At 62.0% G+C, this 16,401-nt stretch carries 13 protein-coding genes and 1 tRNA gene; 7 read left to right on the forward strand and 7 right to left on the reverse strand.

Annotated elements, in window-relative coordinates; genetic code table 11:
- Nucleotides 1-79 precede the first annotated feature (79 nt).
- The 4 genes from MA04_RS09260 (at nt 80) to fdxA (ending at nt 7,829) form a co-directional block, all read left to right on the forward strand.
- Complete coding sequence (locus tag MA04_RS09260) at nt 80-2,308, forward strand: tetratricopeptide repeat protein (protein ID WP_262460212.1); 2,229 nt, start codon at nt 80-82, stop codon at nt 2,306-2,308.
- A complete protein-coding gene (locus MA04_RS09265; protein WP_262460206.1) occupies nt 2,308-4,551 on the forward strand; it encodes a sulfatase-like hydrolase/transferase in 2,244 nt (747 codons plus the stop codon). The genes MA04_RS09260 and MA04_RS09265 overlap by 1 nt, the downstream gene beginning before the upstream one ends.
- Nucleotides 4,552-4,805: 254 nt before the next feature.
- On the forward strand, nt 4,806-7,361 hold the full coding sequence (mutS, locus tag MA04_RS09270; RefSeq protein WP_262460207.1) for a DNA mismatch repair protein MutS: 2,556 nt from the start codon (nt 4,806-4,808) through the stop codon (nt 7,359-7,361).
- 138 nt (nt 7,362-7,499) lie between these two features.
- Complete coding sequence (gene fdxA, locus MA04_RS09275) at nt 7,500-7,829, forward strand: ferredoxin FdxA (RefSeq protein ID WP_163127250.1); 330 nt, start codon at nt 7,500-7,502, stop codon at nt 7,827-7,829.
- Between the two features lie 668 nt (nt 7,830-8,497).
- Here fdxA and MA04_RS09280 read toward each other — a convergent pair.
- The 5 genes from MA04_RS09280 to MA04_RS09300 all read right to left on the reverse strand — a co-directional run bounded on the left by MA04_RS09280 (nt 8,498) and on the right by MA04_RS09300 (nt 11,478).
- The gene (locus tag MA04_RS09280; protein ID WP_163127249.1) at nt 8,498-8,836 is read right to left on the reverse strand and encodes an Hpt domain-containing protein; all 339 of its coding nucleotides are present in this window, start codon (nt 8,834-8,836) and stop codon (nt 8,498-8,500) included.
- A 159-nt stretch (nt 8,837-8,995) separates the two neighbouring features.
- Nucleotides 8,996-9,622: a TIGR04282 family arsenosugar biosynthesis glycosyltransferase gene (locus MA04_RS09285; protein ID WP_163127248.1), complete on the reverse strand. Its 627-nt coding sequence runs from the start codon at nt 9,620-9,622 to the stop codon at nt 8,996-8,998.
- Nucleotides 9,609-10,340 carry a TIGR04283 family arsenosugar biosynthesis glycosyltransferase gene (locus tag MA04_RS09290; RefSeq protein WP_163127247.1) on the reverse strand — a complete coding sequence of 244 codons (732 nt, stop codon included), beginning with the start codon at nt 10,338-10,340 and terminating at the stop codon, nt 9,609-9,611. The genes MA04_RS09285 and MA04_RS09290 overlap by 14 nt, the downstream gene beginning before the upstream one ends.
- Nucleotides 10,337-11,296 (reverse strand): arsenosugar biosynthesis radical SAM (seleno)protein ArsS, encoded by a 960-nt coding sequence (arsS, locus tag MA04_RS09295; protein ID WP_163127246.1) that lies wholly within the window; start codon nt 11,294-11,296, stop codon nt 10,337-10,339. The genes MA04_RS09290 and arsS overlap by 4 nt, the downstream gene beginning before the upstream one ends.
- A 105-nt stretch (nt 11,297-11,401) precedes the next feature.
- Nucleotides 11,402-11,478, reverse strand: a tRNA-Arg gene (locus tag MA04_RS09300).
- A gap of 393 nt (nt 11,479-11,871) precedes the next feature.
- Here MA04_RS09300 and MA04_RS09305 point away from each other — a divergent pair.
- A complete protein-coding gene (locus MA04_RS09305) occupies nt 11,872-12,378 on the forward strand; it encodes a DUF2938 domain-containing protein (protein WP_262460209.1) in 507 nt (168 codons plus the stop codon).
- A gap of 103 nt (nt 12,379-12,481) precedes the next feature.
- Nucleotides 12,482-12,658, forward strand: a complete 177-nt coding sequence (locus MA04_RS09310) for a PLDc N-terminal domain-containing protein (protein ID WP_022995285.1) — start codon at nt 12,482-12,484, stop codon at nt 12,656-12,658.
- 11 nt (nt 12,659-12,669) lie between these two features.
- On the opposite strand, the gene MA04_RS09315 is transcribed toward MA04_RS09310, so the two are convergent.
- Complete coding sequence (locus tag MA04_RS09315) at nt 12,670-13,161, reverse strand: hypothetical protein (protein ID WP_022995286.1); 492 nt, start codon at nt 13,159-13,161, stop codon at nt 12,670-12,672.
- Between the two features lie 20 nt (nt 13,162-13,181).
- A complete protein-coding gene (locus tag MA04_RS09320; protein WP_262460210.1) occupies nt 13,182-14,633 on the reverse strand; it encodes a phospholipase D-like domain-containing protein in 1,452 nt (483 codons plus the stop codon).
- Between the two features lie 335 nt (nt 14,634-14,968).
- Between MA04_RS09320 and MA04_RS09325 the strand changes: the two genes are divergently transcribed.
- Complete coding sequence (locus MA04_RS09325) at nt 14,969-16,324, forward strand: KamA family radical SAM protein (RefSeq protein WP_262460211.1); 1,356 nt, start codon at nt 14,969-14,971, stop codon at nt 16,322-16,324.
- Nucleotides 16,325-16,401: the final 77 nt, after the last annotated feature.

Below are 16,401 nucleotides of genomic sequence, written 5' to 3' on the forward strand. Positions count from 1 at the left end.
GACCAGTCGCGAGGGAAGCAACGATAGGCCCGGAGCTCGTCGTTTGCCACGCTTGTGGTTGGGCTTGCCCGTGCTTCTTATGGTTGGGGTACTGGTTGGGTTGATAAGGCACCCTTCCCACCAGACCCACACCTCCACCACCGAGATGCACTGGGTGGATGAAAGCCAGTGCCGGCAATGCCATCAGCCACAGTTCGAGGACTGGCAAGGCTCGCATCACCAACTGGCCATGTTGCCGCCAACGGAAGACAGTGTGCGTGGCGATTTTGACAATGCGCGGCCGCGCCACGATACCGAAAGCCTCCACTTTTTCCGTGAAAATGACGAATTTCATGTGCGGGCCACCAGTGCCGATGGCACACCGGATGAGTTTCGCGTGGCCTATACCTTCGGCTGGGCGCCCTTGCAGCAATACCTCCTGGAAATGGAAAACGGCCAACTCCAGGCGCTGGGCATGGCCTGGGACACAGAACGGGAACGCTGGTTTCCACTCTACCCGGAGGCGACGGACGCGCATCATCCACTGCATTGGACACAGCCAACCCAGAACGCCAACACCCACTGTATCGAATGCCACACCAGCGGTTTCCAGCTCGGCTACGATGCCAAACGCGACCACTTCGACAGCCACTGGCGGGATCTCGGTGTTGGTTGCCAGGCCTGCCACGGCCCGGCCTCGGAACACCTGACCTGGGCACGGGGCCCGGAACGGCATTCCGACACCGGCCCCGCCGACAAGGGCTTTCCCCTCTCGCTGACGCCGGGAACCCGGCAGCTGGAAACCTGTGCCCAATGCCACAGCCGTCGCACGCCACTGGGCCACCCGGTGTACGGCGAGCGCCTGGACGACAATTACCTGGTCAGCCAGTTAAGCGCGGATCTTTATCAAGTGGACGGCAAAATTCTCGATGAAGTGTTCGAGCACGGATCCTTCATGCAAAGCCGAATGCAGCAGGCCGGGGTGGAGTGCAGCGATTGCCACAACCCTCACAGCGGCCAATTGCGTGCTCCCGGAAACGCGGTTTGCACCCAGTGCCACAACCCCGAGGGTCAGACCATCCGCCCCGGTCTGGATGGAAGCGGCCTGCAGGCCGGCGACTATGGCAATCCCGATCACCATCACCATGCTCCCGGCTCCCCCGGTGCTCAGTGCCGCAATTGCCATATGCCCGGCAAGGTCTACATGGGCAACGACCTGCGCCACGATCACAGCTTCAGTTCACCGGACCCGGTGCAAGCGCGGGCGCTCGGACACAGCGACGCCTGCATGGACTGCCACGCGGATAAAAAGGACGACGAACTGATAACCACCTTCCGCCGGTGGTATCCCGACCACCAACCTCGCGATAGCGGCTATGCGCGGACACTGTTCAAGGCGCGGGCAGGACGCCCCGGCGCCGCCCGCGCGCTACTGGCCCAACTGGCGCGAGACGATTTGCCTGCCCTGCGCCGGGCCGCTCTGGTGGCGGAACTGCCCAACTACCCTTCCGCGGCAGCGCAACGACAGTTGTTTGAAGCCCTCGACCATCCCCACCCGAATGTGCGCCGGGCGGCTATCGACAGCGCTACTGCCCTGTTGCCACCGGAGCAGCTCACGCCGCGCCTGCGGACCCTGCTGGACGACCCGGTGCGCGCGGTGCGTGTGAGCGCCGCCGAGCAGATGCTGATGCTCGGCAGCCGGCTCGACGCCAGTCTGTTCGAGGAATACGAACAGCTTCAGCTGTCCCTGCTGGCCAATGCCGAAACGCACTTCAATCTCGCCAACCTGTATCAGGCCACGGGCCGGGATGAACAGGTAGCGCCTCATCTGCGCGCCGCCCTGGAGCGTAGTCCGGCCTTCTCCCCCGCCGCCATTGCCTTGGGTCAGTGGCTTGACCAACAAACTCCCGGCGCCGGTTTGCCTCTACTTCAGGAACAGGCGCGCACCTACCCCGACGATGCCAATCTGCAACACGCTCTGGGGCTGGCTCGGATCCGCGCGCGACAGCTTCGCACCGGCATCCAGGCTCTGCAACGGGCCCACCGGCTGGCCCCCGACAACAGCCAGTACGCCTGGGTACTGGCAGTGGCATTGCACGACACCGGAGAGCGGGAACGCGCACTCCAACTACTTCGGGATCAGGTACGGCAACACCCGGCCAACCGTCCGCTACGTCTTGGATTGATCAGTTACCTGCCGGCCGGAGAGGAACGTGACCGTCTGCTGAACGAGCTGCGGGACCTCAACCCGGATGACCCAGTGGTACAGGCAGCGCGATTACAGACTGGAATGACAAGAAAATCCATACCCACTTGGGGAGATCAATAATGAAATCATACATCTTGCTGTTCGCCGGCATGCTGGCCCTCGGCGGCTGCGGTTCTGACTCCAGTTCGCAGTCGACTGGAGGAGAGGGGTCACCCGACGATCCGCTACCGCCCAACATTCTGTTCATCGTCGTGGACGATGCCGGCGTCGATCAGTTCGAAGCATTCGGTTACGGCGGCGCGCCCCCCGCCGCCCTCGCCAAGGCCGGGGTACGCTTCCGCAATACCTGGTCCATGCCCACCTGCTCACCAACCCGAGCTACTTTTTTCAACGGCCAGTATCCGTTCCGCAGCAGAGTACGCAACGCCATCGTCAGCACCGACCTGGCGAACTCGCAGCCCTCTCCCTATGCCTTGACGATTCCCAAACTTCTGCGTGAGGAGAAGGGCTACGTCAGCGCCTTGGTGGGCAAGATGCACCTGACCGGTTCCGACCTGAACCCGGACAACCATCCGCTGCACGATGACGCCATGCGCGAGCTGGGTTGGGATTATTTTGCCGGGTATCTGGATGGCGCCCCCTACCCCATCGACACCACCGCTGGTGGCGTGGCGCCAGAGGGGACCTATCAATGTGGCTTCGTTCCCACCACCGCCGCCGATGGTGACAATGGCGCCGATTTCGGCGTCTGCTACCTGCCGGACAACCATCCCAGCGGGCACGCCTGGATCCCCATGGACCCAGCAATTGACCTGCCCGGCCAGGATAACGCAACCCCCGGACGCTCCTGCCTGGAACTGGGCGGCATTCTTGATCCCGGCACCCTGACGGCCAGCGAGGAGCGGCGCGCCGAACTCGATTTCAATGCCCAGAACGGCTATTACACGGGCGAATGGAAAATCAACCATGAAGATGGCGGCAATGAAACCCTGCGCGCTCCCGACGCCCGCGCCCGGGGGTATCGCCTCACCCTGGAAGCGCAATATGCCATCGACTGGATCGCCGAAAAGCAGTCGTTTCACTCTGATACCCCCTGGATGATGACCGTGGGCTTTTCCGCCCTGCATGCACCGTTGCAACCCCCGCCGGCCTCACTGCTGCCCCACCCCGACGCCACCCCAAGTCTGCTCGGCTGTGGCACCCCCGTGGCGGACGGTCTGGCGGAGGTGGGATTGCCCGTCACCGGCGACATCGGCGACTTTGCCCAGCAGCGCATCGTCGCTCAACACATGCTGGAAGCGGTGGATCATGAAATCGGACGACTGTTGGAGGAAACCCATATCGCCAAAAGACTGGAGGACGGTAGCCTGCAATACAATCCGGATAGCAACACTGTCGTGGTGCTGGTAAGCGACAATGGCACTTATATGCCCTCAGTGAAGCTGCCATTCGACCCGTTGCGCGCCAAAGGGTCTCTGTACCAAAGCGGCGTCTGGGTGCCCCTGGTCGTGGTTGGGCCGGAATCGATCGTCGCCAACCCCGACCGTGACGTTGAACACCTGATCAACACTACCGACCTGTTCAGCCTGTTCCGGGAAATCGCCGGTATCGAAGATAGTGCCCTACCGGCTTGGCTGCCACGGGATGCACAGCCCGTACTCCCCTACCTGGAAGAACCGGGCCACTCGGGCATTCGCGACTACAACTTCAGCGAGCAGGGCACCAATATCGCTGCCACGCCGCCACCGCCTTGCGTCATCCCCGCCGCCAATACGTGTGTGCAGATCTTCCCCCAAGAAGAAGTGTGTGCGGACCAGGGAGGAGTCTGGTACGGACCGGATGAACACGGTAACGGCGGCTTCGACTCCTGCTGCGCGGTGAACGATCAACTGATTTCGCAAGGCGAGAATCCAGTGGATATTTTCCCACGGGATCAACGGACGCTGCGCAATGATCACTACAAACTGGTGCGAATAAGCCGACAGGATTGCGCACTGGATGCGCTGGTGGACAGCGAAGAATTCTACCAAATCGATCAAGCCATTCCGTCGCCAAAACTGGATCGCGCCGACGCGGATCTACTGGCCAATGGCGAGGGCGATCTAAGCGATGAACAAGCGGCCAACCTGACAGTGCTGCGTGACCAACTGGACCGCCTGCTGGCCACCGCCACTGACTGCCCCGGCGACGGCAACGACGATCTGGTGGTGGACCAAACGGACCTGGACGAGTGGACCTACTGGGCCGACACCGAAGCGGCTCGCGGCCTGTCCAGCTGGTATGACCTGAATCACGACGGCATCACCGATGCCGCTGACCGGGCCATTATCGAAGCCAATTTTGGCAAAGACTGCCGGCTCTAACCCAAACCTTGGATGACGGCTCCCGCCCAGGCGGCGGGAGCCTTTCCGACTAACCGCATGACTGTTTATTCGGACCACCCTGATCGCGCGGTACCCGCTATTATGCGCTGGCCGGGCTGATGATGTAGCCAAGCGCTGAGCACCCCACCACCCACTCAATAGAGCGATGCGCAAGGGTTTGCTATTCTCCCCCACTTGGGCCCCGTTTCCGGGGCACGGCCCACATTCTCCAGAAAACAGGCGAAACCGCGTATATGGCAAAGGAAGATCTATCCGGCCACACCCCGATGATGCAGCAGTACCTGGGCATCAAGGCCGAGCACCCGGACCAGTTGGTGTTCTACCGCATGGGGGATTTTTATGAGCTGTTCTTCGGCGATGCGCAGAAGGCGGCCCGGTTGCTGGACATCACACTGACCCAGCGCGGGCAAAGCGCGGGCAAGCCGATTCCGATGGCGGGGATTCCGTATCACGCGGCGGAAGGGTATCTGGCGCGATTGGTGAAGCTCGGTGAGTCGGTGGTGATCTGCGAGCAGATCGGTGATCCGGCCACCAGCAAGGGGCCGGTGGAGCGCAAGGTGGTACGCATCGTCACGCCGGGGACGGTGAGTGACGAAGCCTTGATGGAAGAGCGCCGCGACAATCTGCTCTGCGCTTTGTGTGAGGACGGCCCCCGCGTGGGCGCGGCGGCGCTGGATGTGGCCGCCGGCCGTTTCGTGGTGACCCAGGTGGAAGGCCTGGAGCAGTTGCAGGCGCTGCTGGAGCGCTGGCAGCCGGCGGAGTTGTTGCTGAGCGAAGCGCATGGTTTCCCGGCGGCATTGACGGAGCGCCCCGGCAGCCGGGTCCGGCCGGTGTGGGAATTCGATGAGGAAGCGGCGCGGCGCCAGTTGTGCAAGCAGTTCCAGGTGCAGGACCTGTCCGGGTTCGGGCAGCCGCCGGGCGCCGCGGTGGCCGCCGCTGGCGCGCTGTTGCAGTACGCCCGCGATACCCAGCGCAGCGCCCTGCCCCATGTCATTGGCCTGGCGGTGGAGTCGTTCGACGACAGCGTGGCCATGGACGCCGCCACCCGCCGCAATCTGGAACTGACCGAAACGCTGGATGGCCGCGAACAGCATTCCCTGGCCTGGGTTCTGGACAACACCACCACCGCCATGGGCGCGCGCCTGCTGAAGCGCTGGGTGCATCAGCCATTGCGTGATCGCGCCGTGCTCAATGGCCGTCAGGATCGTATCGATGCCTTGCGTGACGGCTGGCGTTTCGAGGCGCTGCGCCAGGTACTGGATCAGATTGGTGATATGGAACGGATCCTTGGCCGGGTGGCGCTGCGCTCCGCCCGCCCCCGCGATCTGACCCGCCTGCGCGCCAGCCTGGAAGCGCTGCCGGCCTTGCACACGGCCTTGCCGGAATCCAACGCCTTCGCCGAAGCCCATGAGCGCCTGGGCGCGTTCCCGGAACAGTGCGAATTGCTGACTCGGGCCGTGATCGAGAATCCGCCCATGCTGATCCGCGACGGTGGCGTCATCGCCCCCGGTTACAGCGAGGATCTGGATGAGCTGCGCGCCATCAGTGAGAACGCCGGCGCGGTGCTGGTGGATATTGAAAAGCGCGAGCGCGAGCGCACCGGCTTTGCCACTCTGCGGGTCAAGTACAACAAGGTCCACGGCTACTATATTGAGCTGTCCCGCCGCGAGGCGGAGCAGGCGCCGGTGGACTATCAACGCCGGCAGACCCTGAAAAACGCCGAGCGCTTCATTACGCCGGAGTTGAAGACCTTCGAGGACAAAGCACTGTCCGCGTCCAGCAAGGCACTGACGCTGGAAAAACGGCTCTACGAGGAGTTGATCGAAACGGTGGCGGCACATCTGGGTCCGTTGCAGGTGTGCGCCTCGGCGGTGGCCGAACTGGACGTGCTGGCGACACTGGCCGAACGCGCCGAGGCGCTCGGCTGGGTGCGGCCGCAATTGCTGGAGACACCACTACTGGAAATCGTCGACGGCCGCCATCCGGTGGTGGAGCAGGTGCTGGAAGAGGCGTTCGTACCCAACAGTCTGCACCTGGATGATCGCCGCCGCATGGTCGTCATCACCGGTCCGAACATGGGCGGTAAATCCACCTATATGCGTCAGACCGCGTTGATCGCCCTGCTCGCTCACATCGGCAGCGCGGTGCCCGCCGCCAGCGCCCGCATCGGGCCGCTGGACCGGATCTTCACCCGCATCGGCTCCTCCGACGATCTGGCCGGCGGCCGCTCCACCTTTATGGTGGAAATGTCGGAAACCGCCAACATCCTCAATAACGCCACACCGGAAAGTCTGGTGTTGATGGATGAGATCGGTCGCGGTACCAGCACCTTCGACGGGCTCAGCCTGGCCTGGGCGGCGGCGGAGCATCTGGCCACGCGGCTGCGCGCCTTCACTCTGTTTGCTACCCATTATTTCGAGTTGACGCAGTTGCCGGAAACTCTGGACACGGTCTACAACGCCCACCTCACCGCCAGCGAGCACGACAATCGCATCGTGTTCCTGCACCGCGTGCAGGAAGGGCCCGCCAGCCGCAGTTACGGTCTGCAGGTGGCACAGCTGGCCGGGGTGCCGGCGCCGGTGATCCAGCGGGCCACGGAGAAACTGCAGGAGCTGGAAACCGGCACCCCCGCGCCGGCGCCCGCTCCCGCGCGCCCGGTGGCGCCGATGCAAAGCGAGCTGTTCGCGGCACCGGACCCGCTCAAGGAGGCCATCACCGAAGTCGATCCCGATCACCTGACACCTCGCCAGGCGCTGGATCTGCTTTATCGGCTGAAGAGCTTAGCTTAACCGGGTAAGCCGGTTTGCCTGCCCGGGACCTTGAAGCTAGACTAGCGCGGCCCCGAGACCCCCAAACCGGTGCTCTGCTAGACTTTTATAGCGAGCGGACCGGTCGTGGAAGAGAACACACCTGGCGAGGACAGGCTAATGACGTTCGTAGTAGGTGAAAACTGCATCAAGTGTAAACACACGGACTGTGTGGAAGTATGTCCGGTGGACTGCTTTTATGAAGGTCCGAATTTTCTGGTGATTCACCCGGATGAGTGCATCGACTGTGCGCTGTGCGAGCCGGAGTGCCCCGTGAACGCGATCTTTTCGGAAGACGAGTTGCCCGACGATCAGCAGGAATTCCTGGAAATCAATGCCGAATTGGCGGAGAAATGGCCGAATATCACGGAGATGAAGGACGCTCCTGACGACGCCGCGGATTGGGATGGCGTGGCCAACAAGCGCGAGAAGCTGATTCGGGAATGGTAATTCGATGGGCGGGAAAGGCGGATCGAAGACTCGTCTTTCCGCCAACCGCCTGAGCGGCGGACTGGCATCGCCATGGAAGGTGGCCACAAAATGAGAAGGGCGGCATCCTGCCGCCCTTTTTGCGTCGAGTCGTCCTTACCCGATTTGCGCTCACCTGGACATCCTTGTCCGCCATCCTTAGCAGTTCCCTGTGCTCATGTCCCTGAGCACGAGAAGTACTATAGCAAGCGCCCTGACGCTCGAGGGTTAAAGATCTTTAAAAAGTAAATGGATCTTATCTTCAGAAAAACAAAAAACCCTTTTAGATCAGGGAGGTAAGAACTTTCAGGTCGAAAGAAAGAGCAGATGGCGGACACAACATTGGTAAAAATGCTTACACCATTGTAAGCTATGGCTTACAAGATCGCGGTTGATCCTCACTTCACGAGCCTGCCATTTGCACCCCGGATACGGTGCACCCGAACAAGCTAGGAAGTTTTTACATTCTCTCACCGCATTTTACAGCAGGGGGAAGGCTCTCCCTGTAGGATATACAGTATCTCGATTGGCTAGAGCATTAGGCCGAGCCAACGGAAAAGGTATCCCCCCAAGGCGCTAGAAATAGCGCTCACAACCCCCCCCTCTTCCACCCCCCCCCTTTGGAAGAGGGGTTTTTTTTGTCCGACGAGTCAGAGTGACTTCAACCGCACACACACCGATTCAAAAGCCTCCTTCAACGGCTCGAACAGGGATGCCGCCACTGCCAGATCTCCGTCGCGGGCCGCGCTTTCCATCTCCAGACACAACGCCGACACCCGTACCGCACCAAGGTTGCCACTACTGCCCTTGAAGCTATGTGCCTGCTGGCGTACCACTTCCACATCGGCGGCGACCAGACCATCCTGAATCGCGCGCAAACGCTGTTCGCCATCCTTGACGAACGACACTACAAGGCGGGGAAAATCCGCCCCCATCACTTCCTTCAGTTCCTGGATAACCGCCAGGTCCACCGCTTCCTGCCTGCTCATCAATCACTCCAGCTGAGCCCCGCGTCAACACGATCGTGACGCCAATAACAGCGCCATAATATCGCACAGACTTCAACGGAGTGGATGAGAAATCAACGGGCAGGCGCACCCGGCAAGGGCACGTTGAGGCCATGAAGGTGGTACGACCAGAGAAAGGGTTCAGGGCAGCAAGCCCAGACGCCGGGCCCGCTCCAGATCCTTCGGATAATCCACGTCCCAGAGCATCGGCAATAGTCGTGGCTGACAATGGGCGGACAGCGCCGCCAGGGTATCGGCCAAGGTGTGATCGGTGCTCATCGCCACATGGCGGAACAGCGGCTGACGCCAGAGCGTGGCATCACTGCCGCCCAGCAAGACAAATCCGCCATCCTCGCTGGGACCAAGTACCACCGGCGCTTGCCGTAAGGTGTCCGCGGCTTCCCGCAGATAGTCGGGGCTCATCGCGGGACAGTCGCTGCCCACCAGCAACACTCTATCCGCGCGCGCCAGCCCCCAGGCCATGGCCCGCTCCATGCGCTCGCCCAGATCCGCCCCTTGCTGGTAGTCGATGTCCAGCCCGAGCTCTCGCGCCCGGCACTCGGTCGCGGCCTCGGCGCGGTCCAGCATCAACACCGCCGGGCCGGGAAACGTCGCCGCCAAACACAGCGTCCGTTCCAGCAGCGCCTGATGGGCCGCCAGAGCAGCGGCCTCTCCCAAGGAAGCCGCCAACCGGGTTTTCACCCGCCCCGGCTCCGGCGCCTTGGCGAAGACCAACAGCAACGTGCTCTCGCCCTTATCCCGGGGCACGCCCGCCCTCCCGCTCTGGAGCGGCTTCACCATCGTCATGGTCGCGATAGTAGATTCGGTGCAGTTCAGCCGGGTCGGCGCCGCGCCAATAGCGCCAGCGCAATCGCCACATCAGCAATATGGTCCGCAACACGCCGTGTTGTTGCCAGCGGCGACTGTCCACCACCATCCTGGGGCGCAAACACAACGGCTTGCCATGGCGACGCAGGCAGGCACTCAACGCCACGTCCTCCATCAATGGCTGTAATGGAAAGCCACCCACATCGAGAAACAAAAGGCGGTCCACGAAGATCCCCTGATCGCCAGTGGCAATGCCGGTCCAGCGCGAGCGCAGATTCATGGCGCCGCCGATAATCGGGAAGAGCGGGTGGCGGCCTTTGAGACGGACATCGAACCGGCCCCACAGCGGCCCCTCCGGCAGATAACGCAATGCCGCCGGCTGCTCCCGGCGCAAGCCGCTGTCAGCGTGCAGGAACCAGAGCAGATCACCACAGGCCCGTTCAGCGCCGAAGTTCATCTGCCGGGCCCGGCCACGATCGCAGTGCAGGACCTTGTCCGCGCCTTCCTCCGCCACCGACACGGTATCGTCGGTGCTGGCGCCGTCCACCACGATGATCTCATCCTGATCCCACAGATGGCGTCGCAACTTCGGCAGCAACCGGCGCAAACGAGGAGCTTCATTGAGCACCGGAATCACCACGCTCAAACGCCGCGTCACGCCAGCGCTCCACCGCAGCTGCTGCCGGCACCGGCGGTGCAACCAAAACAATGGTCCGCCACGTATACCGGTTCGCCGTCCTTGTCGCCCTGTAACACTTCCCGTAGATGCGGATGACGTCCGGCGCCCCCCTGAGCCAGGCCCAGCATCTGGTTGAAATCGCAGTCGTACAGGTAGCCCTGATAATCCACGCTCAGGGTATTCCGGCACATCACGTCGTCCAGGTTGGCCGGATTATGGTTGCTGCGCAGCAGTTGCATGTAGTCATCGAACTGGTGATGGGCCAGTAACACCGCGCCGAACCGGCTGATCGGCATGTTGGTGATGGTCAGCAGGCGATTGAAGTGGATATCGAAACGGGCCGCCAGTTCACGCCTGTAATCATCCTGCAAACCGGCCTGCGGCGGCGGCAGGTGCGCACCCACCGGGTTGTACACCAGGTCCAGAATCAGGGAATCGCCGCCATAGCCCACCCGATTGAGTCGACGAATCGCCTCGATACTGGCTGCATAGACCCCCTTGCCCCGTTGCTTGTTGACGTTCTCTTCCAGATAGCAGGGCAAGGACGCCACCACCTGCACGCCTTGTTCCGCCAGGAAAGCCGGCAGATCCTCATAGCCCGGTTCCAGCAGGATGGTCAGATTGCAGCGGTCGATCACGGTGACTCCCAGCGCCCGTGCTTCCCGGACCAATCGACGAAAGTGAGGGCTCATCTCCGGTGCGCCGCCGGTCAGGTCCAGGGTCTCGATATGCCCCCGCCGCAGCACCTCGATCACCAGATCCGCGGTCTCCGCGGACATCATCTCCGTGCGCGTGGGGCCCGCGTTCACGTGGCAATGCACGCAGCTCAGATTGCACCGATAGCCCAGATTCACCTGCAAGATGGTGGTCCGCCGCCGACGTAGCGCGGGGAAATCGGTGCCGCTGCGTACCAGTAACGCGCGACTGTCTCTCATGATCAGCTCCTGTCCGTTGTTCTATCTGTAATGGACGCACGGATAAGGAAAACGTTACGTCAAAAGCCACGACAAAGGCGAATTCGACAAGGAAAGAGGGGGAAATGGCGCCCCGGAGACGATTTGAACGTCCGACCTAGCGCTTAGGAGGCGCTTGCTCTATCCAACTGAGCTACCGGGGCAGAAGAACGGCATTGTACCGGCCTGAAGCGGTAGTGCCAGTAGCGGGGAGCAAGACTCTCTGTGGAGGCGCTTACTCACCCTCCGGGCACCGGCCACGCGGCGGTATCCGCGCGGCGTGAGGACGGCCGGCGCAGGGCGCCGGAAAGCCCCGCCCTCACCCAACTGAGCTACCGGGGCATTGAAAGGCGGCATTGTACCGGCCTGAACGCCCCGTGCCAGCCCATACGCCCATTCGCTGCTAAAGCAGCTTCCCACAGAAGGAGTGACGAAGCTGCTGTGGGAGGCTGCCTGGGCAGCGAATCCAGGGAGTCAGCCATTGACATTCCATATCGCCTCATCAAATATTCAATAATTCAATTGAATACTTTTTTCATCATTCAGGAATCACTGCCATGACCGATATTTTCGAATTCGTCATCCGCACTCTGCTGATCGGGATCGGGGCCACGGCGATAGTGGATGGCTATGCTCTCGCCGCCCGGCGTTTGCTGGGTATTCCGGCGCCAAACTGGGGGATGGTGGGACGTTGGGTGGGGCATCTGCGCCGCGGTCGATGGATCCATGACAGCATCGCCAAGGCCCCTGCGATCACGGGCGAGACCGCACTGGGGTGGCTTACCCATTATCTCATAGGCATTGGTTTCGCTGGTCTGCTGCTGGCACTGGCGGGGTTATCCTGGGCCAGGGAACCGTCCTTATGGCCGGCGCTGCTGTTCGGTGTGTTGTCCGTGGCGGCGCCTCTGTTGATTCTGCAGCCGGGCATGGGCGCTGGCGTGGCGGCGTCGAAAACACCGAACCCGAATCAGGCCCGTCTTCGCAGCCTGATCAATCACACCGTATTCGGTATCGGCCTGTTTCTCGCCGCCCGGCTGGGGGCCTTGATTCTGTCCTCGCCATGACCACAGCCCGCCTCCGTGGATGACGTTTTACCTTTGTTGCCTTTACGCATCACGGTAGGCGATTCTAGGGTCAACAAGAACTGATCAAGGAAAGGATCCACTCATGAAAGCACTCAGCATCATCATTCTGATCCTGGATATTTTCGCCATCGTGAAAATCCTGCAGTCCGGCGCCGAGGTACCACAAAAGGCCTTGTGGATCGCGCTGGTGGTCATTCTGCCGCTGCTTGGTCTGATTCTCTGGGCCCTGCTGGGACCGGGCTCTCCGGTGAAAAAATAACCAGGCCGGGGTCAGCCCCCCAACCCCAGATTCAGCAACAGCTGGTTGTCACGGCTGAAAAGCCAGAACACCACGCTGGCCAGAGACACCATCTGGAACTGCATGTGCTGCCGCCGTCCCCGTAACCAGGCTTCCGGCCAGTGTTCGCGGATGGCGGCCACCTTCTCCATCAGAAACAACAACATCACGGCGACGATCATCAGTAGTGCGGCGATCAATGCCGGCACGAACGGCGTGGCGCTGGCCAGCAACCACAACAGCAATACCGCCGGCGTCAGCGTTGCCTCTCCCCTTTGAACCTCCGCCCCCAGATACAATCCCGAGGGCAGCAACAGGAAAATCGCCACCAGCAAGGGCACCAGTGGTAACCAGCCGTGCGCCACCGCCGGCGCCGGCAGCCAGATCCCGGTGGCCACCGCCACCACCAGCAGACCATGCAGGAATTGCAAACGAATCAGGGTAACCAGATGGGCGGGCAGTTCCGCATCCCGGGGCAGACGCATGAGGGCTCCTCTCAGTGCTCTCAGAGATAGGGTTCCAGCATATGGGCCAGGGCATTGCGCACATTGCGCCAGCCTGCCATGGCCTGGAAGTCGGCATCGTCCATGCGCCTGGCGCCGGCGATCCGGCCGTCGATCAGAGTGTTGACCTGTTCCGCCAGGGGACCATCGTAGCATTCCAGATCGAACTCGAAGTTCAGCCGCAAACTGCGCGCATCCCAGTTCCCCGAGCCAAGCTGTACCCAATGGCCATCGACGGTCATCACCTTGCTGTGATCGAACGGCGGAGCGGAAAGATACAGATGCGCGCCACCGCGCACCAGCCATTTCAGCGCGTGAATACTGGCCCACTGCACCAGACGCAGATTGTTCTTGCGCGGCACTACCAGTTCCACCTTGACGCCCTTCAGCAGCGCCAGTTGCAGGGCCGCCATCAAGGTCTGGTCAGGTACGAAATAAGGCGTGACGATACGGATCTCCCGTTCCGCCGAGCCAATGGCGGCGAACAGGGTCAGGCGGCGTTTATCGAAATCGGCGTCCGGGCCGGCGCTGATGCCACGGGCGCGCACCGTTCCCGGCGCCTGCTGTCCCTGATATTCCGCCGTCAGCTTCTCGCCGCAGGTGAACATCCAGTCCGCCGCGAAGGTGCGCAGCAGATGCCCCACCACCGGCCCTTCCAGACGGGCATGCAGGTCGTGGGTTCGAGCCGGTTCCCGCACATAGCCCGCACGCACGTTCATGCCGCCGGTAAAGCCCAGGGTGTGATCGACGATCATCAGTTTACGGTGATTGCGCAGGTTCATGTAAGGCATGCGCCACGGCGCCACCGAGTGCAGGAACCGCTCCACCCGCACTCCGCCCTTGCGCAAACGCCAGGTCACCGAAGGCAGGGAATACAAGGCCCCGACGCCATCCAGCAAAACTCTGACCTGCACACCACGGGCGGCGGCCCGTGTCAGCGCCTCCGCCAACGGCTTGCCGGCCGCATCGTTGCCGAAGATATAGGTGGCCATGAAGACGCTGTGTTGTGCTTCATCCACCGCCTGCGCCATCAAATGCAGGGCCTCGCGGGCCTCATGCATGGTGACGCGATTGCCGGCGGTCAGCGGCAATCGCGTCAGGCGCCCCACCAGCCGCGACAGTACGCGCAATTGCGGCGCCTGCACCGTGTCCTCGGCGACCGATTCCGTGCTCTCCAGCGTATCGATGCCGCCACCGGTAAGCTGCCGGGCACGGCGTTGGATACGATTGACCCCGAGCAACAGATACAACAAAGCGCCCAGAAACGGCACCAGCCAGACCAGGCCGGTCCAGGCCGCGGCGGCCCGGGCATCCCGCTTGTGCTGGGCCACATGCACGGTCACCCATACCGCCAGCCCCACGCCCACCGGCGCGACGATCGCCAGCCAGAACGCCTCCAGCCAGGCGGAGGCCTGCTCCAGCCACAGCAAAGCCGTATGTAGAAAGTCGCTCACGTCATCGCCTCGCTTAGATCATCCCGGTGCCGGGGCCGCAATCCCGGGGAAACATAGCATATTGGCCGGCCCGGGGCTTGCAGTCGTGATTTTGCTCTTTTATTTTCAATAACTTACAATCGTCGTCCGTTTTTCACCCTCCGCGTCCAACAGGCGCACCGGGTCGGAATCTTCCACCCATTTGAAGTGCCATCATCGCCCGGTCATCCGTACCTGCGATCATCGGCAAATTCCAGGATCGGCCGCGCCGGTCACTCTGAAAGCAGAAACCTGCTGGTCCCTTGACCAGTGTACCGACGCGTTTGCGGCGTCGGCACGGCATGAGGAACACAAGCATGCAAGAAACCAACACCGTGATACCGCTGCGCGAGCATCACGACACCGACTTCGGCGAACCCCGTCGCTTCAAGGTGTATACCGCCCGCCAGTTGGACAAGATCGAGCCGCTCCAGCGGCTGGACGAGGAAGCCCGTTTCGCCATGGACGTGGTCGCCAGCGTCCTGCCCTTCCGGGTGAATGAGTATGTCATCGAGGAACTGATTGATTGGGACAAAGTACCCGACGACCCGATCTATCAGCTCACTTTCCCGCAGAAGGACATGCTAGCGCCGGAACACTTCGAACGGGTGGCGGACGCCATGCGCAGTGGCGACAAGGACAGCCTGAACCAGGCCATCGCCGAAGTCCGCGAGGCGCTCAATCCACACCCCGCCGGACAGATGGAACACAATATTCCGGAAGTGGACGGCGAGCGCATCAATGGCCTGCAGCATAAGTATGATGAAACCGTGCTGTTCTTCCCCAGCCAGGGTCAGGTGTGCCACAGCTACTGTACTTTCTGCTTCCGCTGGGCCCAGTTCATCGGCGACAACGATCTCAAGATCGCGGCCAAGGAAGCGGGACAACTGAAGAAGTACATTCAGGCGCATCCGGAGATCACCGACGTGCTGATCACCGGCGGCGATCCGCTGGTGATGAAGACCAAGAACCTGCGCGCCCACATCGAACCGCTGCTGGAACTGGAACAACTGCGCACCATCCGCATCGGCTCCAAGGCGTTGACGTTCTGGCCATACCGTTTTGTTTCCGACAATGACGCCAACGACCTGCTGGACCTGTTCCGGGAAGTGACGGCGGCCGGCAAGCACCTGGCGCTGATGGCGCACTATAACCACTGGAAGGAACTGGAACCGTCCATCGCCCGGGAAGCGATCCGCCGGGTTCGTGCCACCGGTGCCCAGATCCGGGCCCAGGGGCCCCTGCTGGCGCACATCAACGACAACGCCGATGACTGGGCACGCCTGTGGCAAACCCAGGTGGAGCTGGGCGTGGTGCCCTACTACATGTTCGTGGAACGGGACACCGGAGCCCGTCACTATTTCGAAGTGCCGCTGGCCAAAGCCTGGCGGATTTACCGGGACGCCATGAAACAGGTATCCGGCCTGGCCCGCACCGCGCGCGGACCGAGCATGTCCAGCCATCCGGGCAAGGTGGAGATCCAGGGGGTAACGGAGATCCACGGCGAAAAGGTGTTCGTGCTGCGTTTCATCCAGGGCCGCAACCCGGACTGGGTGCAACGGCCTTTCTTCGCCAAATACAACGGCGAGGCCACCTGGCTGAACCATCTGGAACCGGCCTTCGGCGAAGAGAAATTCTTCTTCGAGGATGAACTGGCCGCGATGGAGAGCTGAGCCGCCCAAACATCGCGCAGAGTTGCCTTCCAGAGGCCGCTACAACGCCACTGTGGGAGATTCTATGGTGCCCCGCA

This window comes from Alloalcanivorax balearicus MACL04, from assembly GCF_025532145.1.
Lineage (GTDB): Bacteria > Pseudomonadota > Gammaproteobacteria > Pseudomonadales > Alcanivoracaceae > Alloalcanivorax > Alloalcanivorax balearicus.

Excerpts from the sequence above, each read along its gene's own strand:
- MA04_RS09265 (WP_262460206.1), top strand. The coding sequence starts at position 2,308 with ATGAAATCATACATCTTGCTGTTCGCCGGCATGCTGGCCCTCGGCGGC.
- mutS (WP_262460207.1), top strand. The coding sequence starts at position 4,806 with ATGGCAAAGGAAGATCTATCCGGCCACACCCCGATGATGCAGCAGTAC.
- MA04_RS09315 (WP_022995286.1), bottom strand. The coding sequence starts at position 13,161 with ATGCGTCTGCCCCGGGATGCGGAACTGCCCGCCCATCTGGTTACCCTG.
- fdxA (WP_163127250.1), top strand. The coding sequence starts at position 7,500 with ATGACGTTCGTAGTAGGTGAAAACTGCATCAAGTGTAAACACACGGAC.
- MA04_RS09260 (WP_262460212.1), top strand. The coding sequence starts at position 80 with ATGGTTGGGGTACTGGTTGGGTTGATAAGGCACCCTTCCCACCAGACC.
- MA04_RS09305 (WP_262460209.1), top strand. The coding sequence starts at position 11,872 with ATGACCGATATTTTCGAATTCGTCATCCGCACTCTGCTGATCGGGATC.
- arsS (WP_163127246.1), bottom strand. The coding sequence starts at position 11,296 with ATGAGAGACAGTCGCGCGTTACTGGTACGCAGCGGCACCGATTTCCCC.
- MA04_RS09325 (WP_262460211.1), top strand. The coding sequence starts at position 14,969 with ATGCAAGAAACCAACACCGTGATACCGCTGCGCGAGCATCACGACACC.
- MA04_RS09280 (WP_163127249.1), bottom strand. The coding sequence starts at position 8,836 with ATGAGCAGGCAGGAAGCGGTGGACCTGGCGGTTATCCAGGAACTGAAG.
- MA04_RS09310 (WP_022995285.1), top strand. The coding sequence starts at position 12,482 with ATGAAAGCACTCAGCATCATCATTCTGATCCTGGATATTTTCGCCATC.